Here is a 25,435-nt window from a genome sequence, read left to right as displayed (position 1 = left end):
AGTATGAAGATGTTGGAAATATCGTGAAAATTAAAAACGCAACGCTTCGTAATCCTACTTTTACGAAACACTGCGTTATCACATATGTATGGAGCGGGTGAAGGGAATCGAACCCTCATCATCAGCTTGGAAGGCTGAGGTTTTACCACTAAACTACACCCGCAAATCATTATTCATTTTTCGCTAACAGATAATATTATAACAACCTCTTCTTAACAAATCAATAGTAATTTCAACATTTCTTTACAAAAAATTTAATTGACAAGAGAAACCCTTGCTATAAAGACGAAACTTTATTAAATAATTTCTAATAATTCATTATTTACTTTAGAGGATAGAGGCTATAAACTAGGAATAGGCTTTTAAAAACGGATGTTCAAAAGGTATGTGACAGGAAACATTTTAGTCCTCTGCCCTTCTTGAACCCGTACTAAGAGAAAGGGGCTTTTATGTATGTCTGTTTATCCTATTATAATGACACAATCCCAGTTTACACACCGTGATAATTTACATTATCCATTTGAAGAGCGTGGACTTCAATTCGGGGATGGAATATATGAAGTAATTCGAATCTATCACGGAACTTACTATTTACTCGATGAGCATGTGGATCGCTTATTTCGATCTGCTGAAGCAATTAAAATAAAATTACCATTCAATAAAGAAGAAATAACACATTTGTTACTAGAATTGCTTGAACGAAATAAAATGACTACAGATGGTAAGGTATACTTACAAGTAACACGTGGATCTGCCCCACGTGATCATATTTTTCCTGCTGATGTTCTACCTAATATCTATGCATATGTAGGAGACCAGCCGAGAAATTTGGAGTTATTACAAAATGGTGTTCAAACAATTACACAAAGAGATATTCGATGGGAATACTGTTACATCAAAAGTTTAAATTTATTACCGAATGTATTAGCAAAGCAAGCTGCTAAGGAAAATAACTGCTATGAAGCGATTCTCCATAAGGATGGACTGGTAACCGAATGCAGTTCTTCAAATGTATATTTGGTAAAGGACGGAACGATCTATACACACCCTGCTACCAAAAATATTCTCCATGGCTGTGTAAGAATGGCAGTTGAGAGATTTGCTGGTGAATTAAATATTCCCTTCATTGAGGAAAGCTTTGAAGTGGAAGAAATTAGTCTCGCTGATGAACTTTTTCTTTCAAGCAGCACTTCTGAGATTACACCAATTGTAAAAGTAGATAATCTGGACATTGCTGATGGAAAGCCAGGAAAGATAACGCGGCAATTACAAGAAGCTTATGAGACGGATGCTAAGATACAAGAAAACAATACAAAACATACAGTTTAATGCATAAGTGACCCGGATTCGGGTCACTTTTCGTATGTATGATAAGTATACATCACATTTATAGTCACCTTCATTCGCCGAATTTCCTAATTGATTCGTAACACGAAATAGTTTAAACTAATAGACAGTTCTTATAAAGTGAAAATTCATTCAAAGAGGAGCATTCTCTCCTCTTTGAATGACAATTTTAAATTAGGGGGAAATTCTATGGTTCATACCAAACGATCGATTAAATCAGAAGACCTAAAAAAGATCGAAGTATACAGCGATCCACAATATACACCTGATGGAAAAGCATTTACATATGTTTCCACAACAATTAATGAAGAAAACAAGTATCAATCACAGCTTTATTTTCAACAATTTGACGAAACTGAAGCAAAGCAATGGACTTTTGAGAATACTAAAAACGATAACCTTCATTTTTCACCAGATGGAAAAATTGCGGTCTTCCAATCAACGCGCAGTGGTATTTCGCAGCTTTATCTAATAAACAAAGCTGGTGGAGAAGCAAAACAATTAACCGCATTTAAGCATGGCGCCTATAGTCCTTTATGGTCAAAAGATGGAAGATCCATCTTCTTTCATGCTTCTCTTGACAAAGGAGATCATATTGAGGGCCAAAAAGAATTGACAACGGAAGAGCGACAAAAGGAAAAGGAGCATAATGCGAAGCAGCCCCTTGTCGTCAATCGATTAAAATATAAGTCAGATGCAAACGGGTTTCACGATAATAAAACAACGCAAATTATCCAATACAGCTTAGAAACAAAAGCATTCACACAATTAACGACAAAAGATGCAGATCACAGTTTTCAAGATAGTTCTCCAGATGCGAGCACCATTTTATTTACTGCTAACTTCGATGCGGATGCCGACTATGAACGTTTTAGTGACTTGTTCACACTCCATTTGGAGACAAAAGAAGTAACAAAATTAACGAATGGAAAAAGTAGTTATTACAACGCTAAATTTTCCCCTCACGGTAATAAGATTGCCTGCTTTGGTCACGATTTTGAATACAGCACTGCAACGTTAAGCAAACTGTTTCTAATTGATGTAACAACTAAAAGCCGTACGCCCCTCAGCAACGATTGGGACATGCAACTCGGTGATGTGATGGTAGGTGATACACGACTTGGCGCGGCAACAACGGGTCCCATCTGGTCGGCAGACGGAAATCGAATCTTTTTCATTGCAACAGACTTTGGCGCCACAGGTCTTTATCAAGCAACAATGGACGGAAACTTAAACGTGCTATATAAAAATAGTAATCATGTATTTAGTTTTACGTATCACCCAGAAGCCGAGTCTTTTATTCTTGGGATTAGTACGCCTACTAATCCGTGCAATTTCTACCAGCTTAACAAGGATTTACAGTTGGAGCGATTAACAAATGCGAATGAGAAGTTCCTTCAGGAAGTAGCGATTTCCGAGCCAGAAGCACTTACCTTTACAGCACAAGATGGATTGGAAATCCAGGGATGGTTATTATGCCCATATGACTTTGATGAAACGAAAAAATATCCATTCATCCTGGAAATCCATGGCGGGCCACATATGATGTATGGACAAACTTTCTTTCATGAAATGCAGCTTTTAGCAGCAAAAGGCTATGTCGTTCTTTATACGAATCCACGGGGAAGCCATGGATATGGTCAGAAATTTGTTGATGCCGTTAGATTCAACTATGGAAAAGGCGATTATTCGGATTTAATGGATGCTGTGGACTATGTATTAGAAAACTATAGCTTTATCGATGAAACAAGACTTGGCGTTACAGGGGGAAGCTATGGTGGATTTATGACAAACTGGATTGTTGGTCATACGAATCGCTTTAAAGCTGCTGTCACCCAACGTTCGATTTCCAATTGGCTCAGCTTTTATGGTGTGAGTGATATTGGATATTTCTTCACGAAAGGAGAACACGGCTTAAATTTGCTCGATGATCCAACCAAACTTTGGGATATTTCTCCCCTAAAATACGCAAATAATATCGAAACACCATTATTAATACTGCATGGTGAACGTGATTTCCGGTGCCCAATCGAACAGGGTGAACAGCTTTTTATTACATTAAAGCACCTACGTAAGGAAGTGAAGTTTGTTCGTTTCCCTGGAGCAACTCATGAATTAAGTAGAAGTGGTCAACCTATCATGCGCATAGCAAGACTTGATCAAATTTGTCATTGGTTTGAGAAATATCTATAAATACGGTGCAAAAATAAATGCAGTGTGTCGCATAGAGGACCACTGCATTTATTTATCAGCTATTCCAATTGTAGCACCTTCATCTCCTCTTCGGATTCCGAACCTTCCCATACCTTTAAAGAGAGATAAAATGTTGTTCCTCTTCCCTCTTCACTCTCCACCCAAATTCTTCCTTGATGCGCCTGCATAATTTCCTTGCAAATAACTAATCCCAGCCCATGCCCTGCCTCTTTGCTTCCATTTGCTTTTGTATAAAATTGATCAAATATATAAGGGAGATCGGTGGCTGCAATACCACGTCCTTCGTCCGCAATTGAAATAACGGCTTCACCTGTATTCTCTAATGATAGCCTTAATGCTATTTCACCTTCGTCCGAATGCTTCATTGCGTTGGATATGAGATTCCCCATGACTTGCTCGATTCGTTGTACATCCACTTCAACTAGCGGATAGCCCGATCCTATGCGACCAGAGTATTCCGATCTAAAGGTTAGTCCTTTCATGTTAACCTCTAATTCAAACTGACTGCATAAATGAAGAAACAGTTTATCAATAGGAATCACATCCATTGCAAAGGAGACATTACCAGATTCAAATTGTGCTAAATCAAACAAATCTTGAATAAGACCATTTAAAGCAGTTACACGCTTCTTAACAATTTGAAGGTACTCTGTACGCTGTTCCTCTTCAATAATTCCCTCTAAAATGGCATCAACGTAGTTTTGAATTGCAGCGATTGGCGAGCGTAAGTCATGTGAAATAGTTGAAAGGTATCGAGTACGCTCTGCTTCTGCATGCTCTAGGGAAATATTAGCATTCTTTAATTTTTCATTTGCAGCATGTAACAAGGCAGTCCTTTCCTCTACTGTGGTTTCCAAATTCGCATACAAATAAGCATTTTCAATAGAAATTGCAACTTGCGAAGCCAATAAAGTTAACAAAACTACCCTTTCTCTAGTAAATACATTTGTGGATTGGTTGTTCTCTAAATAAAGGATACCTGTCAACTTACGATGATACACAATTGGTAAACAAAGAATTGATTTCGCTTCTGTTTGCTTAATAAAATGGTCTTTCTTAAATTCCCCTTGATTCATAGCATCGTCCAACACAACGACTTCCTTTGTATTTGCAACGTAATGAACAATCGCTTCTGAAAAATCGCGGAACATCTCCACCCGTTTTGGTTTTTTATATAATGTAATCTCATCTTGCACATTTTTTTTTGCAACAAGCTGAAGTAATTCATCTTCCTTCAATAAAAGAAAAGCACGTTCGGCACCAGCATTAATTACCATTAGATCCATAAATTTTTCTACTAATTGATCGAACATTACCTCATCAGCAATTAGCCGAGAGGTTTTAAATAATGTGTTCATATCAATCGATTCATGAGGGTGTTCAAGGTTAAAGGTACGTTCTCCTTCCTGGTGATTAAGGATTGGATAAGCTTCAGCTAAATTATGAGCGATTCGTTTTGCACCCCATTTTAAGTAATGAACATACGCATCAACGAGATATGGTTTTGCCGATTTTGATAAATTCTTTGCTAAATAAAATTCTGCTGCACAGTGATTGATAATCGCCACATCTTGTATAAACCCAGATTCCGTCGCAAATCGTATGGCACGATTATAAAGATAAATCGCTCGCTCTTTTTTATTTACGTGCAACCATTCAGCTTCCAATAGTAAATATTTATGCCGATAATTAGCTGGGGAGTTCTTTGCCCACATTTTCATCTTTTTTAGTCTTTTAAATAGCTTTTGCCGTCCTTGATTTCTCGACAACTTTCCTCTTCTCATGAGTCGCGTTAACCATAATGCGTGATAAAAATAATAGTCAGGGGCAATGACAAGAATAAGTGTACGATCGACAATCGATTCTAGCTTTTCCATAATAGCCAATGCAGCATCTTCATTATCCAGTAGGTATGTCATTTGAAGTCTGATTGTGTAATGTACAATTTTTGCAGATACATCATTTGTAAAATCTGGAAAATTCCAGTTTACCGGATCAGTCCTAGTTGCTAATACATCAATCCAATCTATGGTTTCATCCAAAAAATCATCTGAAATGATATATTCATTTTGTTTTGCAAAGTCATGCTGCCGTTTAATTCCTTTTTTTACATCGTTTAAATGATCACCTTTTATCAATAGAATAATTGCAATAAAAGAGCTGTTAGCTCCAGCAAGATGGAGATTACCTGACTCAATACAAAGCTGCTGTGACTGCTCTAAATAGACGAGACTTTCGCGAATCGGTTTCTTCCAATGGTTAACAAAGCTGCCAAATACAAAGTAAACCCGGGCTTTTAAACTATTATCCTGAAACTTTTCCAAATGCTTCATGGCTAATTTGCCAAATCGATAGCTGCTATCATAATCGTTAAATCCTGCACTCAGTGTCAAAGCATAATTGTTGTAGACAAGAGCCGTAATATCCATATCTCCGTATTTCAATGTTAATCGCAGTGCACGCAGCATTAAGATGGTGGCTAGGTTTTGATTCCAATGGTAGGTTGGTGCATTTGAATTAATTAACGTGCGCATCAAGGCATGCACAAGTTTATCTTCCACAACCGGAAGCTGCAGTAAATCCGTTTCCTTTTTCTTTCTTAGCGCAAGCTTCGTGAGTAGATATTCTTTTGCAACATCCATCTTTGTCGCATTACTTTTGAAATTCCACCCACCTAGACTCAATCCTTCCAGACCAGCATTTGTGGCTTTTTCCACCTCGTGTATATGAACATTCAGTAATATTTTCAAGTCATAAATCTGTAACTTTTCTTGAATTGTCTTCGCATTTATTAGAATTTCCTCGAATGTATTCTCGGCCTCTTGAAATAAATGATTTAAGTACTCGGCCTCTCCAAGCCCTGTCATTATTTTAAATGTTAAAGGATAATAAGCGGCGCTCCATCGTTTTTCTGGAAGTAATTCTTTGCCTATCCGAAAGAAATTCAATGCGGATTCAGATGCAGCTCTATTCTTAGCACGCTCCCCCGCCATCCAGTTCCATTCAATTAAATTTAACTTTTGCTTTTCGGTCAAAAGGACTCTGCTTTGGTTTAAATGATTAACAATCTCAAAAATATGCGATTTTAGTTCTGCTTTACCATATAAATAGACAAGCTCTAAACCGATAAGCTGATGATTTTTCATTTGCTTTTCATTTGAAAGCGTTGTGTAAAAGGCTTGTTGAATTTTATCATGTACAAATACATAGCTTGGAGGGTACCCCTGATCGATATTTGAATCAGCATCCTCATAGACCCACTTAAAGCTAGAATCGATTGGCAGGATAAGGCCAGCTTCCAGTCCATTCCTAAAACTTTTACTCACTTCTAAATAGGTTCTGTTTGCTATTTTGGCTAATGCCTTGAGGTTAAATCGATTTCCAAAGCAGGAAGCCAATTGTAAAATGGCAATCGTCTCTTTTGGTAATCTCCCAATACTTTTTAATACGAAATCAATAATCGAGTCTGACATCGGCATCTGCTTTACTGCATCCCTGTTGAGTATCCATTCACTCTTTTCCATTCGGAATTCAATTACCTTTTCATCTAGAAGTGTTTGAATTACTTGGACGATGAAAAACGGATTCCCTCGCGTAATTCGATAAATAAATGACACAAGAAAGTCTATGTCATCCTCCCCTAACGAAAACGCCTCCCTAACCCATTCACGAACATGCTGAGCAAGTAATGTCGCTATTCGTATAAAGGTAATGCCGACATCCCTTTTCTGCAGCTTGTTTAACATGATTTCAAATGGATGCCCGACATGAACTTCATTGTCTCGATATGCAGCAATAATTAACACATACAGATCATCCGGATTGCTTACTAGATAATCAAGTAAATCCAATGTTGCCTCATCAGCCCATTGCAAATCATCTAAAAATAATACAAGTGGATGTTCTTTTGTTGCAAATACACGCACAAAGCTTCTGATCGCATGCCGAAAACGATTATGAACTCCTTGTGGTGGCAAATCTGGAACCTCGCCATTTTCCCCAATTAACCAGCGAAGCTCCGGAATAAAATTCGCAATTACGCTTGCAGAGGGTCCTAACGATTCCGTTAATCTTCCCCCCCACTGCTCCATACTAGATTTACCTTCTGATACAATTTGGCGGAGCAGCCCTTGGAATGCATATACAATTGGAGCATAAGGAATTTGCTTTTCTAATTGTTCAAACTTCCCCGAAATGAAATATCCTTTTTCCTTTACCAATGGCTTATGCAGCTCATGAACAACAGATGTCTTCCCTACACCGGACGGACCAGGGATAAGCACCAGTTCTGTTCTTCCTTTTTGAACACGATAAAAGCTTTTGATTAATTGCTCGATGGTTTGTGCACGACCATATAATCTTCTTGATTTTTCGTAAATACGCTCAGATCGTTGATCACTTAATTCAATATTTTGTATATCACCAGTTTCATCCAGCTGTTTTAGACATTTTTCTAAATCATCTTTTAGTCGTTTCGCATGCTGATAACGGTACGCAGGAGCTTTTTCTAACAATCGTAGGATAATAGCAGAAATTGGTTCTGGGATTGCTGAATTAACTGAACGCGGACTTTCTGGCAGTTTCGCTAGATGCGCGTGGATGAGTTCAGCAGGGTGTTCTGATGAGAATGGCAGTCTTCCAGTTATCATCTCATAATAAATAATCCCTAAAGAATAAAGATCTGTACGATAATCTAGCGCACGATTCATTCTTCCAGTCTGTTCTGGAGACATATATGTGATTAGCTCTCTAAATTGATATGGACTACCATTTGTATGCTGTATTTCTTTTGAAAATGTTGTCGCGTGATGAAATCCGGTTAATTTTACTTCATGTAATCTCGGTTGAAGAACAATATTTTGAGGTTTTAAAGCTTTATGTATAATATGTGCTTGATGTAAATGTGAAACAACACCAGCTAATTTGGCTGCAATCTTAAGAAAGCTTCTTACATCAAAAGGACCCGCTGTTCTTTCTATTCTCGTCTCTAACGTTTCACCTTGTATGGGTTCTGTGATGATATACATTTCTTCTCCATATTTCTCTATATGAAGTGGACGTAAAATATACTCACTATTTAAATCCTTTGCAATATAAAAATCATGTGAAATTTCAACTCTCGAACGGTTTTTTTCTGCCTTTATCGCGACAACTTTTTCATCTTTTAGTGAAATAGCTTTATATAGAATCCAAGATTCATTGTCTATAAGTACATTTAAAATCCGATAACCAGGCAGTTCAAACATGGTAATCCACGCTCCTTTATAGTTAAGGGGTTATTTAAGAAAACTTAAAGGAAACTTCAACTAATCTTTAACGCAATTTATACTCTTGCTATTATTCTGTTTATATATAGTGCAAGGAGGGTCTTCATTGGAAAATAATGTACAGTTACCGTCAAATCATTCTAACGTGTATGACCAGGATTGGATTCATTTAATGAAACAAGCAAAATATATAGGATTAAGTCCTTCAGAAGTGCGTCAACTGCTTAAACATTTAGCGATAGAAGAGGAAAAACCTTTAGTGAGCAAGATCAGCGAATTTGTAACCGATCCCACGTAATGTGTGAATATACTGTGGTTCATCTGGATTTTTTTCGATTTTTTTTCGTAATTTACTTAAATGTACCATGACAGTTCGAAAGTCTCCTAGACTTTCTTCACCCCAAATGAGTTCAAATAATTTATCCACTGTATAAATACGCTCTGGATTTTGTGCCAGAATACATAATAGTTGATATTCTTTTGCTGATAGTTTCACAATAGATCCGTTCACCTTAACTACTGCACTTGTCAAATTAATTTCAAGTCCGGGATAGCTAATGATAGCGGAATTTGTTTTTTCTACTGGCCTTACCTTCGCTTCAACTGCTCGACTGCGCCTTAAATGAGCCTTTATCTTCGCAATCATCACAGGCATACTCGTTGTTTTAGGTAAATAATCATCCGCACCTATTCCAAGACCAAGCACTTTATTCATATCGTCGTCGATTGAACTAAACAAAAGGACTGGTACATCTGTATGTTTGCGAATGATTGGTAATAGTTCAAAGCCATCAAGGTTTGGCATCATAACATCTAAAATAATCAATTCTGGGTTTTTATCCTCAATTACAGCAATTGCTTGAATACCATCTTCTGCTGTAAAAATAACATATCCACTTTTTTCAAGATACAGTTTAAGTACCATTTGCATATCTGTATCATCGTCAACAAGTAAAATCCGTTCACTAGCCATGAACGTACGCCTCCATTCATCGTTAATGCCCTAAAAGAGTTACTACAATTCACAACTATTTGAAAATAACATAACTATTATACTACAAATTTATCCTTCACAACAGATAAATAGGTAAAAATATGGATAAATCACTTCACATTTAATTAGAAAACTTGACATTCGTTAGAGCGATTTTTTTATAACTGTTTATACTTTTCCATGTCAAAAAAATACAGTCGGTCCCACATTCAGGAACCAACTGCTTGCCCTAACTTTACTTTGTTATAATTTTTTCCGGTCGGAAACTTTCACTCAAATACTCCTGTAAAGATAATATCTCTTTTTCAAGTAAAGCTTGATTTAACCCGCCTGCAAATACATTTAACGTTTCAAGACTCGTAAAATACGGAACTTGAAAGCGTACCGATAATTCACGAATTAAAAAGCCAATTTTCTCTTTTTCCCTTCCTTGATTCGGGATGTTCAGTACAATATGCGGTGGATTATCTTGCCAATGATTTAGAATATCTTTTTTGCTTTTGACAATTCTTTTTGTTACCATTCCATTTTCTTCAATAACCTTAGCCGTCCCTTCTGTTGCCGTAATAATAGCACCACGATCAGAGAATTCACGAATGATGGGAAGACTCTCTTGTTTTAACCGATCTGAGATCGAGACAAATAATTGGAGCGGCTTTGTTAGTTCTTGTAGGTGATGTGTACGTATCATTGTCTTTTTTAATGCTTCTTTTTTATCATATCCTATTCCGATAATTTCTCCTGTTGATTTCATTTCTGGTCCAAGCACATGGTCTACACCCTTTAGCTTACTTGCAGAAAATACAGGAGCTTTGATCGTATAATATTCTGGTTCCTTCATTAAATTAACTTCATCTGTAATTTCCGTTAGAGGTATACCTAGTTGCGATCTTACTGCCCATTCAACCATTGGGACACCAGTTACTTTACTCATGATTGGAACCGTTCTGGACGATCGTGGATTAACTTCCAATACATAAATCGTATCCTGATGAATTACAAATTGAATATTCATCATTCCGATAACCGGTAAATTACTACTAATCTTTTGGACAATTTCCACGATAGCTTCCTTCGTCTTATCGCTTAAGGTGACAGGCGGAAATACACCTATGCTATCACCAGAGTGAATACCTGCCTTCTCAATATGCTCCACAATTCCTGGTATCACAACCTCTTTGCCATCACTTACAACATCAACTTCACATTCTAAGCCAGGTAAGTATTGATCAATTAACAACGGCCAGCAACGATCATTCGTATCCTGTTGAATTCTTGAGGTATATTGATACAATTCTTTCTCGCTATAGCAAATAAACATTGACTGACCGCCAATAACGTAGGAAGGTCGAATCAGCACTGGAAATCCTAGTTCATGAACTAGGGATGGAAGTTCATCCAATTCATGTACAATTCGTCCTGCAATATGGGGTATTCTTAATTCGTTCAAAAAGTTATAAAATTGTTCCCTGTCTTCCATCTGGTCAATATGTTCTGGTAATGTCCCAAGTATATGGACACCCTCATCTTTCAAATCATTTGCCAGATTAATAGCTGTTTGACCACCAAACTGAATAAGCACCCCTGCTACTTGCTCTTTTTCAATGACAGCAAGCACATCTTCCAATGCTAACGGGTCAAAATATAAACGGTCTGCCACAGAGTAATCTGTACTCACAGTTTCTGGATTATTGTTCATTACAACTGCTTCATAGCCGATTTTCTTTAATGCTAACGTAGCATGAACGGAACAATAATCAAATTCAACACCTTGCCCAATTCGGATTGGGCCAGAACCTAGAACAAGTATTTTCTTTTTGTTAGCAGTTGTCAGGACCTCATCATGACCATGCCAAGTCGAGTAGTAGTATGGAGTAACAGCATCAAACTCCCCTGCACACGTGTCCACTAGTTTATAGACTGGCTGCATACCATACACTTTATATTTTTCCCGTAATTCCTTCGGGGTTGTACCGAGTAATTCCGCAATTCGATGATCACTCATATTCAGTTGCTTTGCTCTTTTTAGCACATCTACTGGGATTGTGGCTAATTGGTATGCGGCTAACACTTGCTCATAATCAATGATTCGCTTTATCTTTTGCAGGAACCAATAATCAATTTTCGTTAATTCCATAATTGTTTCGGTTGAAATCTTTCGTTTAAATGCTTCCGCGATAGCAAATAGCCGAAGATCATTAGGAATCTCAATCAGATCTAGAAGTTCTTGTATATTTTTCTGATCCATACCAGGAAAATGTAAACTATATAAGTTCAATTCCAGTGACCGAATTGCTTTATGAAGTGCCCCTTCAAACGAACGATCAATTGCCATTACCTCACCTGTAGCCTTCATTTGTGTACCAAGTGTTCGATCCGCCTCCGTAAACTTATCAAATGGAAAGCGGGGAATCTTTACAACAATGTAATCTAATGCGGGTTCGAAAGAGGCATATGTACTTCCTGTTATCGGGTTTACAATTTCATCAAGTGTATAGCCAATCGCACATTTAGCAGCAATCCGAGCAATGGGATAACCAGTGGCCTTCGAAGCTAATGCAGAAGATCTGCTAACCCTTGGATTAACCTCAATAATGATATATTCATTAGATGTTGGATGGAGTGCGAATTGTATATTGCACCCCCCGACAACATCAAGTGCCCGGATAACCTTTAATGATGCAGTACGAAGCATTTGATATTGCACATCTGAGAGCGTCTGAGAAGGTGCTACCACAATCGAATCTCCCGTATGAACACCAACTGGATCAAAATTTTCCATATTACATACGATAACACAGGTGTCATTTTCATCGCGCATTACTTCGTACTCTATTTCTTTCCATCCTTTAATGCTTTTTTCAACAAGCACTTGATGGATCGGGCTTAATGCAAGGCCTTGTTTCAGCAAACTCACAAACTCTCCCTTATGATAGGCGAATCCTCCGCCTTCACCACCAAGTGTATAGGCAGGACGTAAAATAACCGGAAATCCAATTTCCTCGATAAAACTTAGACCTTCCTCAACCGATTGAATGATTTTTGAGTCTGCAATCGGCTCCTGTATATCAATCATTAACCTGCGAAATAATTCCCGATCTTCTCCGTTCTTAATGGAAGAAACCGAAGTGCCTAATAGCTCCACATGATAGTTATCAAGAATTCCCTTATCAGACAATTCAACCGTTAAATTCAAACCCGTTTGCCCACCAAGACTACCAATTAAACCATCTGGCTGTTCTTTTGCAATAATTTTCTCCAATGTACCTACATCGAGTGGTTCTAAATAGACACGATCTGCCACCCCGTCGTCTGTCATAATCGTTGCAGGATTATTATTTACTAAAATAACTTCAATTCCTTCTTCCTTTAAAGCTAAGCATGCTTGTGTGCCTGCGTAATCAAACTCGGCCGCCTGACCGATCACAATGGGACCAGATCCTATCACCATTACTTTGTTTATTGCTTTACGCTTCGGCATAAATAATTGCCCCCTTCTGTCTATTAGCTGCTGCTTGTTGAATAAATTCCAGAAAAATATAAGCTGTGTCACTTGGTCCAGGGTGAGCCTCCGGATGAAACTGTACAGATTGAACCGGAAGTTGCCGATGTTTTATCCCTTCCAGCGAATGATCATTCACATTCTGAAACCAGATATCAAAGTTTTGCTTGGAAAGACTATCCTTCTCTACGACATAGCCATGATTTTGCGACGTCATCCACACTTTCCCTGTTTGCATATCTTTAACTGGATGATTCCCTCCACGATGACCGTATTGCATCTTCTTTGTTTTTCCACCATAGGCTAATGCTAGAAGCTGATGTCCTAGACAGATTCCAAGGGTTGGGAAGTTTTTAGTTATACGCTTTATGTCCGGAAAATATCGCGCCAATGCTAGCGGATCTCCAGGTCCATTACTAAGTAAAACCCCATCTGGCTCGAATTCCTTTATTTTTTCAAATGGTGTATCAAAGGGAACGATTGTCACTTTACAGCCCAGAGCAAGCAATTGATCGAGAATTGATTTCTTATAGCCATAATCCACCAACACAATGTGATGCTGTCCACTTCCATAAGAAATCGGTTTCTTAACAGAAACTTGTTCTATAACCGCTAGCCAATCTGGCGCTTCCCAGTTCATTTCATGTGCATTCTTTTGCTTTTCCGAAATGATTTTTCCGTTGACCGTTTTATTTTTTCGTATGACGCCAACCAAGGCGCGGGTATCCACATTCATTAACCCAGGAATACTGGCAGCCTTTAATCTCTCAGAAAAAGAAGTCATTGCTTGATAATGACTTGGTTCTTCACACATGTCACTAACAATAACAGCAGAAATGGCCAATCCTTGACTCTCATCATCATAAGCATTCATGCCATAATTCCCTATCATTGGATAACAGAAGGTGAGCAGTTGTCCTGCATAGGAAGGGTCTGTCATCATTTCCTGATATCCGGTCATACTCGTATTAAAAACAACCTCTCCACTAACCTCCTGTTCATTGCCTATCCAGTCTCCAACAAATTCTTCACCAGTTTCCAGAATGAGATAGCCCTTTGTCATACTGTAGTTCCCTTCATCTCTACTAGTACCTCTTTAAATACTTCGATAAATTGGGTCAATTCTGCTTTTGTCGTTGTTAATGGAGGTAAAATACGCAATACGTGCGAACCAGCAGATAAAACGAGAATTCCCTTTTCACGGAATGCTTTAATAAAAAAGTTAGCCTCTTCCTTTAATTCAACACCAATTAAAAATCCAATTCCTTTCACACTAACCATTACTTCTTCTTTCGCTTGCAATGCTTCCAACTGTTCTTGCAGCCAGCTGCTATTCACTTTAACCTGTTCTAAAATATTTTGTTTAAGTATCGTTTCTATTGTTGCAATACCAGCAGTTGCTGCTAATGGATTTCCTCCAAATGTGCTACCATGTGTCCCTGGACTAAATGTACTAGCACATTCTTTTTTCGCTAACATCGCTCCAATTGGGAAACCAGATCCAAGTCCTTTAGCTGATGTCATGACGTCTGGTTCAATCCCAAACTGCTCATAAGCAAATAATGTCCCTGTACGACCTGCGCCAGTTTGCACCTCATCCACCATTAATAAAATGTCGGCTTCCTTACAAATTGCAGATAGCTTTTCAATCCAGACTTGTTCTACTGCATTTATACCGCCTTCTCCTTGAATAAGCTCAAGTAAAACAGCTGCAGTTGTTCCATTATTCACGGATTCAAGTGCTTTATCCTCGTTTAGCGTTAAATATCTGAATCCTGGTGTTAAGGGAGTAAATCCTTGATGGATTTTTTCCTGTGCAGTTGCCGCCATCGTCGACCCAGTACGACCGTGAAACGATTGATGGAATGTGACAATTTCCGTACGCTCGGTGTAACCTTTATCCTTTGCGTATTTTTTAGCAAATTTAATAGCTGCCTCGTTTGCTTCTGCTCCACTATTGCAAAAAAACACACGATCAAAGCAGCTGTTTTCTGTTAATAACGCTGCAAGCTCATTTTGCGTTGGAATTTCATATAAGTTCGAGCAGTGCCATAGATTATCAAGCTGATTACTTAACTTTTGATGAACGGAATCCGGAACATGGCCTAAATTACACGTCGCAATGCCAGAAGTATAATCTAAATATTTATTTCCATCTTGATCCCAGACATAACTTCCCTTCCCCTTTGCAATTGATAGTGGAAAGCGTTGATATGTATGCATTACAGAATGGTTTGTTTGTTGAATCATAGCTTCAGACATGTTGCTCTTCCTCCTTTTTCATGACTACTTTCGTTCCTGCTTGTTTTCCTTCGATATACTTTTTGATATCTTCTGGTGCTAAGCCATTTAAAATAACTGACTCCTTGATTCCTCCAGATAAACCCTTTAAGGCAGAGAGAACTTTAGGAATCATCCCACCATAAATAACTCCCGAAGCAATTTTTTCTTCAATCTCGACTTTCGTTAATTGCCCATGTACGATCTCTTTTCCAGATATGTTCTCCATTACTCCCGGAATATCACTGATTAACGCTAGCTTTGCTTTTAATGCTTCGGCAACGGCTGCTGCTGCCATATCCCCATTAATATTTAAACGCTCACCAGCTGCATCGATACTAATCGGTGAAATAACTGGAATCGCTCCATGCTCCATGATTGTTTCAAGCCACGACACATTTACTTCTTTTACCTGACCGACTAAGCCGAACTTCCCTGCCGCATCAATAGGCTCCGCCTGCAGAAGCTTACAATCGACACCGCTCATGCCAATTGCTGTACCACCTTGTTTTTGCAAATTAGCTACGATTTTCTTATTAATCGAACCGCTCATTACCATCTCAGCAACATCCAATACTTCCTTCGTCGTTACACGTAAACCATCCACAAATTTACTCTCAACATGAAGTTCTTTTAATGCTTGATTAATTTCTGGACCACCACCATGAACAATAACCGGCTCACATATGTTCTGTTTCTTTAAAGCTACAACCGTTTCATAAAAGGAGTCCGGAAGCTTTGCTAATACACTGCCACCCATTTTCAAAACAAGAATATTCATTACTACACCTCACGTTCGATAAGAAGCATTTATTTTGACGTAGTCATACGTTAAATCACAGCCCCATGCTGTTGCTTCATGTGGTCCATTTTGCAAGTCAATTTTTAAAACGACCGTTTCATTGCCAAGATAGAGTTCTCCTTCTGCTTCATCAAAATCTATTGGGAGCCCGTTCCTTACTACCTCGATATCACCTAAGGAGACACATACCTTTTGCGGGTCGAGTGGCTGTTCACTGTAGCCAATCGCACAAACAATTCGCCCCCAATTCGGGTCTGCACCATAAACGGCTGCTTTTACAAGATTAGAAGAAATAATTGCTTTTGCTACCTGACCGGCTGCTGTTGCCGTTGAAGCTCCACTGACTTGAACTTCAATGAGCTTCGTTGCACCCTCTCCGTCTCGAGCAATCATCTTTGCGAGCTCTTTACTGACAAATTGCAGCGCCTGTTTAAATAATTGCCACTCTGGGTGCAGGTCATTCAGTAGATTGTTATTTTGCTTGCCATTCGCGAGCACTAATACCATATCATTGGTACTGCAATCTCCGTCGACTGTAATCATGTTAAATGACTGATCCGTCACTTCACGCAGTGCCTCTTGTAAACTAGCAGCTTCCACAGCAGCATCTGTCGTAATAAATGAAAGCATCGTCGCCATGTTCGGATGGATCATTCCTGATCCCTTTGCCGCTCCACCAATCGTTATTTTTTGTCCATCTATTTCCAATTGAACGGCAATATGTTTTGTTACGGTATCCGTGGTTAAAATCGCTTGTTCGAACTTCTCCGGGCTATGCTGATTATCCATCAATTCAATGCCAGCTTTCATTTTTTCCATTGGCAGTGGTACACCTATAACTCCAGTTGATGCTACAGCAACATGACGGGTCGCAACTCCCATTTTTTCTGCTGTTTTACGCTGTGTTTCCAGTGCATCCTTATACCCCTGCTCTCCCGTGCAAGCATTAGCATTTGCCGAATTAACAACTATCGTTTGAATAAGCTGCTCTTTTTCAATGCTTTCTTTCGTCACCTTTAATGGAGCTGCCTGGAAGGAGTTTAAGGTATACACACCAGCAGCTGCAGCTGGATTATCTGAATGAATCCATCCGAAATCCAGCTTTGTTTTGCGAAGGCCACAATGTACACCACCTGCTGTAAACCCTTTTGGACTTGTAACATGCCCGTTTTTTAATACTTGCAGCTTGCTTTCAATTGTAATTGTCATATTTTCCGCCTCCTATGGATAAACCGGTATTGTGTGTAATCCCATTGTCTCTTCCCAGCCATTCATCAAATTCGCATTTTGGATTGCTTGCCCTGCAGCTCCCTTAACCAAATTATCAATTGCTGCAGCGATAATAATTTGATTACTGCGCTGATCCACATGAATTCCAATATCGCAAAAATTACTTGCATACACATCCTTTGTTGCAGGAAAAACTCCCGCTTCTCGTATTCTTACAAATGGATTGTTTTCGTAATAAGATTGATAGATTTCAAGCAATTCTTCTGTTGTTGTCTCCCTCACCAATTGCCCATACATGGTACAAATTAAGCCTCTTGTCATGGGAATAAGATGTGTTGCAAAAGCTACGTCAATTGGCGTCTTTGCTTTATCCGATAGGTACTGTTCAATTTCCGGAATATGCTGATGCTGTCCGATTTTATACGGCGTAACATTTTCATTTGTCTCTGAAAAATGTGTTTTAGCTGTCGGTGTTCTTCCTGCACCGGATATGCCGGTCTTTCCATCAATACTAATTCCTTGTGGTGATATAATCTGATGCTCCAGTGCTGGCGCTAAGCCGAGCAAAGCCGATGTTGGAAAACATCCAGGGTTAGAGATAACGCTTGCCTGTTTAATTTCTTCCGCATAAAGCTCAGATAAGCCATAAACCGCTTGGTCCAGTAATTCCTGTGGTGCAGCTTCTTTTCCGTACCAAGTTTCATATTCCGTTGGAGAACTTAAACGCAAATCACCCGAAAGATCAATACATTGTAATTTTGAATTAGATAACTGTGGCAGAATATCTTTAGCCACCCCAGCTGGTGTTGCAAAAAACACAATATCAACTTCTTCTTCGAGCTTATCAATTTGCAGCTCATCCATTGGTTCTTCAATAAAATCCGTCAAATGTGGATAAATGGAAGCAAGCGAATCTCCATGCTGAGAATGGGAAATAACTTTCTTTACATGCATTTTTTCATGCAACTGCAACAGCCTGATTAACTCAATTGCTCCATAACCTGTTCCACCAATAATTGCTACTTTCTTCAATTAATTCCGCTCCTTCATATAGTTTGAATTATTCATTATTATAGTTATACCGCGATCTTTATGCAAGTATATTTATAAAAAAATATTAATAAATATACATTTATTTTTATAAATACCTTAAATCTTTTTATATTAAACGTATATAGAATGCATAAAAAAAGAGGTCCTCGTTATGAAGAACCTCTTTTTTATGGAATATATTGATCTAAAAATGAATTTAATACTGCAATATATGAATCTCGATGTTTAACAAAAGACTCCCCATGATTTGCATCATCATAAAGATGAATCTCAGCATCACTATTTGTATTTTCATATAGATCTTTCGTCATTCTTGTTGGTACAAAGGTATCACTTTTTCCATGAATATAAAGGATAGGAATCTCTGCTTTTTGCACCTGCTCCAGCGCGGAAGCTTCTTTTAATGTGTAACCAGCTCTTATATTCGTAACAAGGCTGGTCGCTGGCAATATCGGAAATGCAGGTAAGTGAAACATCCGGTCAAGCTGATAGGCAAATAAATCATTCACTGACGTATATGGACTATCGGCAACAATTGCCTTGACATTACTCGGGAGCTCTTCCCCACTAGCCATCAATACCGCAGCTGCCCCCATGGAAATGCCATGAAGGACGATTTCAGTATCCGTTCCAAGTTCTGCAATGATTCTATCAATCCAGTCAACTAAATCCATTCGATCATGCCAGCCAAAGCCAATATAGTCGCCTTCGCTTTCTCCGTGACCTCGTAAATCTGGCGTAAACATATTATAGCCAAGTTCTTCATAATAGTATTCGCCAAATAAGGACATGTCCGTTGCGAGACCAAGGTAGCCATGGGCAAATACTACTGTTTTATTGGTTGGTTTCTTTGCCTCTAAATAATAGCCTTTCAAGGACAGATCATCATGGGATTCCATTTCCCATATTTCAAAATCCTGCTCACGCGACCAATCACGCCAATTCCCAGCAAGCAAAACATCCATCGTATCCGCAGATACTTCCAAGTCCGCATTGCCATTTAAAAAATCTTTTACATTTCGTTCAATGACCAGATTATAAAAGAATAAACCTGCCAGAGCATCTATAATCAACAGAATCACAATGATTCCTGTTACAATTTTCTTCCAATGTTTCTTCCACTTCACACGAACGCTCCTTTCGATTCTATCTATATACAAGTTCAAAACAAGGATGGAAATTCACTTTGTAATATATATCCTCCTTTTTGAATAGGCACTATAAGACTATTATACTAGAAAATTCTCGTAATGGAATAACCATATATTGGTACGCCTTCGGTTGTGCGTCTTATAGTTTGTAAATATCCAGATTGATAATAGCCTGTTTCATGAGCTGCAACACTATGAATAGGCAAAATAACGCATAAGATATCCAACATTGGAAATCCCATGCGTTATGTTTAATGCATAAAAAGCTTAACGATATTCAACTACTTTTTCATCCGAATGATTCATCCATTCATATTGACGAATATTTAATTCAAATAGTGTAAGCGGATCGGTATATACCTCTGGATTTTTTCGCATATCATGAAGCGACTCCTCATTAGCTTTAATCTCCTGTTGGTTTTCTTCTATCGCTCTATTCAGCTCGTCAAAAGGGTTTGTGAAAAATATCGTAATATCTCGTTCCAGTGTTTTTCCAAAAAACTCGAATTGCTGCATGAACGTATTTGTAATTGATTGTGCATCTTTTGTGTAATCCTTATTTTTAATGCTTTGTTTAAACTTATTTTGCAGCGTTCCTTTATTTTGTGAAATGGCGCCGAGTAATTTTCCTGCACTTTTCATAAATAACTGCGATGAGGCAGAACCTTTAATGATATCGAACTTTTCCAATTGTACATTACGCATCGTCATGCGATCCAAATCACGGCGCCAATCATCTAACACTTTAAAATCACAGGCCAAACTTAGCTTTTCTTCGTCATATAGCTGATTAAAACTCACGCTCGTTTCATTTAATAGTGCCCAACAGTCACTGAACTCCCCTTCACTACTCGCAATCCATATTTGAATTTCTTCATGTAACTTCGGCAATACTGTTTCATCAATATGTTTATTGATCCGCTTATTCATTGCCTCATTCAGCGTCACATGAATATTTTCAAGATTTGTGTCTTCCTTAATTAATTCAGCGCAATCTTTCAACAAATCAGGAATACTTGTCATCAAATCTTGTCTTGCTTTATTCACTATCTTAGTATAATCTCTTTTAATAATCTGGGTTTTTTCCTCTTCCGTATCACGTAATTGATTAACTGCACCATCTAGCTTCGTGATCATCTCTTCATTCCATTTTATTGTATTTATAATGCTATTTTCCAATTCTAGTCGTTTTTTAGGCAACAGTTTAATCAATTGCTTACTATAATAAAGAATTTTACGCTCGCTTCCCTCATCCAAGCTGTAGCCATTCATAATGGATTGAATAAATGCTTCTAATTGGCTAGTATGCTCTTCAAATTGCGTGAAGGAGAGGATCTTAGCATTTGGAAAATACGTATGAATCCAGGATGTTGTTTTCTCCATCCATTCCACTGACTCCAGTTTGTTCGTGCTTTCCTCCATGTTATGCAAGAGAAAATGAATCGGCAGCTCTGGTACACGCTCCCTAATTTTGACGGCCGTCTCTATTTCTTTATAAGTCAAAATGGAGTCGCTATTTAGAACAAACAATAGACTATCCGCTAAGTAAAGATAGGGAATTACATCTTTTTTGGATTTTCTTTGATCGGCAAGTACCGGCGCATCAATTAAAGCAATTTTATTTTTATCCAATAACGGTATTGGCATTTTACAGCAAATGTGTGTCTGTTCATTCTCTGCAATCTGCATGAAGTCATCTAGCTCAAGTTTTCTTTTTTCTTCTTGGTCTGTAATGACATGAATTTCTTCTTGATCATCATGTTTAAATAAGACAGTAGATGTGATGGAAGCCGCAGTCATCTCCTTGCCAAGCAATCCATTTACAATGGATGCTTTTCTGGATGCTTCGTTACCTGTAACAAGTAGGTGAAAGTTATTTGAATCAAGCAGCTCATCTATTATCGATTCTGCACGTTCTCCTATGGATAAGCCCTTACCATTTGCCCACTTCCGAATGGATTCGAAAATAAGGAATATGTCCCCCATACGCTTGCTGTTATAAGACTGGCTCACCAAGCCCTCCGCTTCACTTACTACCGAATCTTCCATCAACAAAGGAAACAGCTCATTCCATGCTAACACAGCCGATGCAGCCGCCAGTGTATCAGAACCAGTAGCTATTTTCATCCAATTGGTTAAGTGGAAAGGTATATACTCAGACACATCCTTTATTAAATAAGTACCATTCATTAATTCCAGATATGCTTCTTTATATTGCTTCGAAAGCTCTTGCCAATTCAAGGATCGTCTTGGATTTATATCTAACAGAAGATAGTTAATCTCCTTCAGCCATTGGAAATACAAATCATTCTGTTTGTAACTTTCCCAAAGCGCTGCAACAAGACTTTCGAAACGCACTTGATTGACCAAATACAAGGTCATTAATAATTCCCGAAAATACGCTGGAGCTATTGCTGTTGTATGCCCATCTTTCACATACTCCTCCAAAACCTCAAACCAAAATAGAGACTCTGTTCGGGTTGCCTCTGCTACAGCTAACTCAACTCCGCTCGCAAAGTCCTGTTGTTCCTCAAAGAATGTACGCGCCATATCGGTTACATTCGGGTAATCCGGGTCTAATTCAACTGCGTTCTTTATTGAATCAGCTGCCAGTTCAAGTTTGTCACGTTGTATGTATAATGAAAATAGCTGCAAGAGCACCTCTACTTTTAAATCATCCGAATCGGTTTCAACAAGTTTATAATATTCCTCCGCAATTTCAAGAAATTCCAGTTCGAAATTTGCATCTGCAATATTTTTCTGCGCCCATGGCATTAGCTCATTATGAATATTTCCCCATTTAAAAATCGCCGTTTCGTAATCTTTATTTTCAAAATATACCTCTCCCTGAGCAAAGCGGATATAGGATAAATCGTTCACTTCCTTCTGTTGCTCAAGAATAGACAATTCTCCCAAAACCTTTATTGGATGCTCATTTCCACTGCCTTCCGTAAGTGTTTTATAATAGCACTTATTAATTAGTTGCTTCTCTAATGTCATCTTTATCCCCCGTACTATTTTTATTGAACAACCTTTTATAGAAGTACATGAATTAGATTCCGAGCACATAATACTCGGAATCTAACTATTTATTCTTATTACAGTTCATACTATATTATTCGTAATTGTTCCCAAAATTTGAGGGGTATTAGAGACTATAGACTGAAAACAATCTCAAACTTGTATGTGACAAACTTCCTGCTTCCTATCCAACTAAACATGACGCCTTTCCATCAAGTGAATCCCCACTCCCATCAGGACAACTCCCATTAAAAGTAAAATACTGATTGGAAACAATACTTGCTCTAAAGGATAACCATAAACAGCAATTCCATTTAATACTTCCATACCGTAAGTGAGCGGATTGATTTTCGATAATGCAAGCAAAAACTCAGATTCAACAATTTCAATTGGCCAATAGGCACCACCAATCATCGCCATACTCACGGAGATAATTGGAATGATTGCGTTAAATGCTTGAGCATTTTTCACCAATGCCGTTATGAAAATCGATAATGCGACAATTGAAAACACATACGGAATAAGAACGAGTAAGGTTTCTAAGAACCTGCCATGGAAGTCGACTCCGACCCAATAGCGGAAAATGAGAAAGATAATGAGGACTTGTAAATACCCCTCAAAAAAACTATAAACTAGATTTGCAACATACATTTCCCATTTCTTTACTGGCGAAAGGATAATTCTATCCCATAATCCATCCTTCTTCTCGACTAATATAGGCAGTACATTATAGGCGATTGTATAAATAACAAAAAACAACGTAAAACCGAATAACCTATGAAACGTATCATCGTAGATAATAGCATCTGAACTTCTAAAACTGCTTCTATTGATTTCGAATACAGGAGATTTCATTGTGTCCTGTAAGTTTTCTAGAACTTTTTCCTTCTCTGCATCTGTTGCTGCATCAGCTGCTGCTAAATTATTTTCCTGCTGGAGTTTTTCTGTGTAGGCAGCCCTAACTGTCTGTTCAAGCATGGAACGATTAGGAGAATCTACGCCAATGATGAAACGATAATCGTCCTCTAGAAGAATAACTCCCATCTCTGCTCTGCCAGCTGAGATTTCCTCTTTTAATTCGTTTTCTGTCACCCAATTAAATGTAAATGCTTCTGATTCTTCTAGCTTTTTACTAATAAACGATTGCTGTATCGCTGCATCCTCAGAATAAACAGGGACACTAATTGTCGTTAGCCCACTGCCACCTATTATAAGCGCGAAGCCGATGGACATTCCTGTAAAGAGCAAAAACGTCCATGGATTCCTTAAGAACATTTTAAACTTTGCTAGTAAAATACCAATCATACAGCTCGCCCCCTTTTCGGAAAACTAATTGCTGCGATAATGATAGAGGTCGCTGCAAACAGAACGAGAAATAAAACGTGGTGACTAATCTCTCCAATGTCATCTCCTCTTAAAATCATCAAGTAGGAAGACATCCCAGCACCGTTGGGAGTCAGGTTTCCAAGCATCTGAATAAATGCAGATGAATCACCGATCGGAAAGAAGCTCCCACCTAGGACCGCCATCAATGTCACAACAATACCGGAGAAGAAATTGGTGATCATTTCCGAATTAAATCGGTAGCTAATTGCTGTAAGCAGTACCGCGATACCTCCTATCGCAATTGCAAGTGATGCCGTTACCGTAAAGAAGGATAAAAGGTTTGGCCATTTCACTCCATAGACAATCCATGAAAAGCCATAAACAATCAGTAAATGGATAAAACTAAACAATGTTCCAGAAAGAAGCACACCAATAAAATATTCCCAGCGTGAGACATTCCCTAAAATAATCCGATCGAATACGTGAATTTTTTTCTCCATAAATGCAATTGTTCCTATTGTTGATGCAATAAAAAGCACATTCATTACTGTCATACCAACTGCATAATATTCTTGCGACCCGATTGGATTTTCCTGATCCAGTGTCAATGCCTCACCAGTGAATATACCTTCATCCACCTGTATAGCACCTTGTTCAATTCCATTCTTTTGTAAGAATGCCCCTAATGTGAGCTGTTCTTGAAATTGGGTCAATATTTCATTTACAATCATCGGTCCAATTTGCTGTTCATCATTTTGCGATACCTCTAGTACAGGCTGTGAATTATGATTAAGAACCAAGTATTCTAATGATTCATAGGTGAAATTTTCAGGAACTTCTACTACTGCAGTATACGAATTATCATCCCATATTTCAGTAAGTTCTGTAGCCTCTACTTCATGAAGCTCCACAAACTCACGTGCCTCCTCACTTCCAAATACCTCATCCTTTAACATGCTGACAGGTGCCATCTGCTCAATTCCTGTCTCCATTTCTTTAATAGCTTCTCTTGGCATTCCCTCATCTTCAAGTTCTCCTAAAAAACGTTGAATTTCTTCTTCCTCATCCCCATGTTCAACAAGTGCAACTTTCACATGAATATTCGGTGATCCTCCCCCCATCATCATGCCCCCAAGTGCTGTACTTAGAATCGCAATCAGGATGATTGGCAATCCAACTAACAGGAGAATTTGAATCGGATTTCGCAATAGTATTAATGCTTGTTTTTTAACAATTTGACCTATCATT

Annotated in this window: 15 protein-coding genes and 1 tRNA gene; 3 read left to right on the top strand and 13 right to left on the bottom strand. The window is 38.3% G+C overall.

What is annotated here, in order from left to right; genetic code table 11:
* Nucleotides 1-89 precede the first annotated feature (89 nt).
* A tRNA-Gly gene (locus D1B32_RS03805) sits at nt 90-163 on the bottom strand.
* Between the two features lie 290 nt (nt 164-453).
* Here D1B32_RS03805 and dat point away from each other — a divergent pair.
* Together dat and D1B32_RS03795 are read left to right on the top strand one after the other, a co-directional pair.
* The gene (gene dat, locus D1B32_RS03800) at nt 454-1,329 is read left to right on the top strand and encodes a D-amino-acid transaminase (RefSeq protein ID WP_118888666.1); all 876 of its coding nucleotides are present in this window, start codon (nt 454-456) and stop codon (nt 1,327-1,329) included.
* A 207-nt stretch (nt 1,330-1,536) separates the two neighbouring features.
* Nucleotides 1,537-3,540: a S9 family peptidase gene (locus D1B32_RS03795; protein WP_118888665.1), complete on the top strand. Its 2,004-nt coding sequence runs from the start codon at nt 1,537-1,539 to the stop codon at nt 3,538-3,540.
* Between the two features lie 59 nt (nt 3,541-3,599).
* Here D1B32_RS03795 and D1B32_RS03790 read toward each other — a convergent pair whose 3' ends face one another.
* On the bottom strand, nt 3,600-8,807 hold the full coding sequence (locus D1B32_RS03790) for a sensor histidine kinase (RefSeq protein ID WP_118888664.1): 5,208 nt from the start codon (nt 8,805-8,807) through the stop codon (nt 3,600-3,602).
* Nucleotides 8,808-8,934: 127 nt separating this feature from the next.
* Between D1B32_RS03790 and D1B32_RS03785 the strand changes: the two genes are divergently transcribed.
* Nucleotides 8,935-9,126, top strand: a complete 192-nt coding sequence (locus D1B32_RS03785) for an anti-repressor SinI family protein (protein ID WP_095309822.1) — start codon at nt 8,935-8,937, stop codon at nt 9,124-9,126.
* Here D1B32_RS03785 and D1B32_RS03780 read toward each other — a convergent pair.
* The 11 genes from D1B32_RS03780 to D1B32_RS03730 form a co-directional block, all read right to left on the bottom strand.
* Complete coding sequence (locus D1B32_RS03780) at nt 9,085-9,801, bottom strand: response regulator transcription factor (RefSeq protein WP_095309824.1); 717 nt, start codon at nt 9,799-9,801, stop codon at nt 9,085-9,087. The two genes, D1B32_RS03785 and D1B32_RS03780, sit on opposite strands and share 42 nt — an antisense overlap.
* Nucleotides 9,802-10,057: 256 nt before the next feature.
* Nucleotides 10,058-13,303: a carbamoyl-phosphate synthase (glutamine-hydrolyzing) large subunit gene (carB, locus tag D1B32_RS03775; protein WP_118888663.1), complete on the bottom strand. Its 3,246-nt coding sequence runs from the start codon at nt 13,301-13,303 to the stop codon at nt 10,058-10,060.
* The gene (locus D1B32_RS03770; RefSeq protein WP_118888662.1) at nt 13,290-14,387 is read right to left on the bottom strand and encodes a carbamoyl phosphate synthase small subunit; all 1,098 of its coding nucleotides are present in this window, start codon (nt 14,385-14,387) and stop codon (nt 13,290-13,292) included. The genes carB and D1B32_RS03770 overlap by 14 nt, the downstream gene beginning before the upstream one ends.
* Nucleotides 14,384-15,586, bottom strand: a complete 1,203-nt coding sequence (locus D1B32_RS03765) for an acetylornithine transaminase (protein WP_118888661.1) — start codon at nt 15,584-15,586, stop codon at nt 14,384-14,386. Before D1B32_RS03765 ends, D1B32_RS03770 begins: the two co-directional genes overlap by 4 nt.
* Nucleotides 15,579-16,385, bottom strand: a complete 807-nt coding sequence (gene argB, locus D1B32_RS03760) for an acetylglutamate kinase (protein ID WP_095309834.1) — start codon at nt 16,383-16,385, stop codon at nt 15,579-15,581. The genes D1B32_RS03765 and argB overlap by 8 nt, the downstream gene beginning before the upstream one ends.
* Before the next feature lie 9 nt (nt 16,386-16,394).
* Nucleotides 16,395-17,615, bottom strand: a complete 1,221-nt coding sequence (gene argJ / locus D1B32_RS03755) for a bifunctional glutamate N-acetyltransferase/amino-acid acetyltransferase ArgJ (protein WP_118888660.1) — start codon at nt 17,613-17,615, stop codon at nt 16,395-16,397.
* 12 nt (nt 17,616-17,627) lie between these two features.
* Nucleotides 17,628-18,668 carry an N-acetyl-gamma-glutamyl-phosphate reductase gene (gene argC, locus D1B32_RS03750; RefSeq protein ID WP_118888659.1) on the bottom strand — a complete coding sequence of 347 codons (1,041 nt, stop codon included), beginning with the start codon at nt 18,666-18,668 and terminating at the stop codon, nt 17,628-17,630.
* 188 nt (nt 18,669-18,856) lie between these two features.
* Nucleotides 18,857-19,816 carry an alpha/beta hydrolase gene (locus D1B32_RS03745; RefSeq protein ID WP_118888658.1) on the bottom strand — a complete coding sequence of 320 codons (960 nt, stop codon included), beginning with the start codon at nt 19,814-19,816 and terminating at the stop codon, nt 18,857-18,859.
* A 291-nt stretch (nt 19,817-20,107) separates the two neighbouring features.
* Entirely contained in the window at nt 20,108-22,840 is a 2,733-nt protein-coding gene (locus tag D1B32_RS03740; RefSeq protein WP_118888657.1) for a tetratricopeptide repeat protein, read from the bottom strand.
* A gap of 213 nt (nt 22,841-23,053) precedes the next feature.
* On the bottom strand, nt 23,054-24,166 hold the full coding sequence (locus D1B32_RS03735; protein ID WP_118888656.1) for an ABC transporter permease: 1,113 nt from the start codon (nt 24,164-24,166) through the stop codon (nt 23,054-23,056).
* On the bottom strand, nt 24,163-25,434 hold the full coding sequence (locus D1B32_RS03730) for an ABC transporter permease (protein ID WP_118888655.1): 1,272 nt from the start codon (nt 25,432-25,434) through the stop codon (nt 24,163-24,165). The genes D1B32_RS03735 and D1B32_RS03730 overlap by 4 nt, the downstream gene beginning before the upstream one ends.
* Between the last annotated feature and the right edge of the window lies 1 nt (nt 25,435).

Source organism: Oceanobacillus profundus (genome assembly GCF_003515705.1).
GTDB lineage: Bacteria > Bacillota > Bacilli > Bacillales > Amphibacillaceae > Oceanobacillus > Oceanobacillus profundus.
This window is presented reverse-complemented; position numbering and strand designations above follow the sequence as displayed.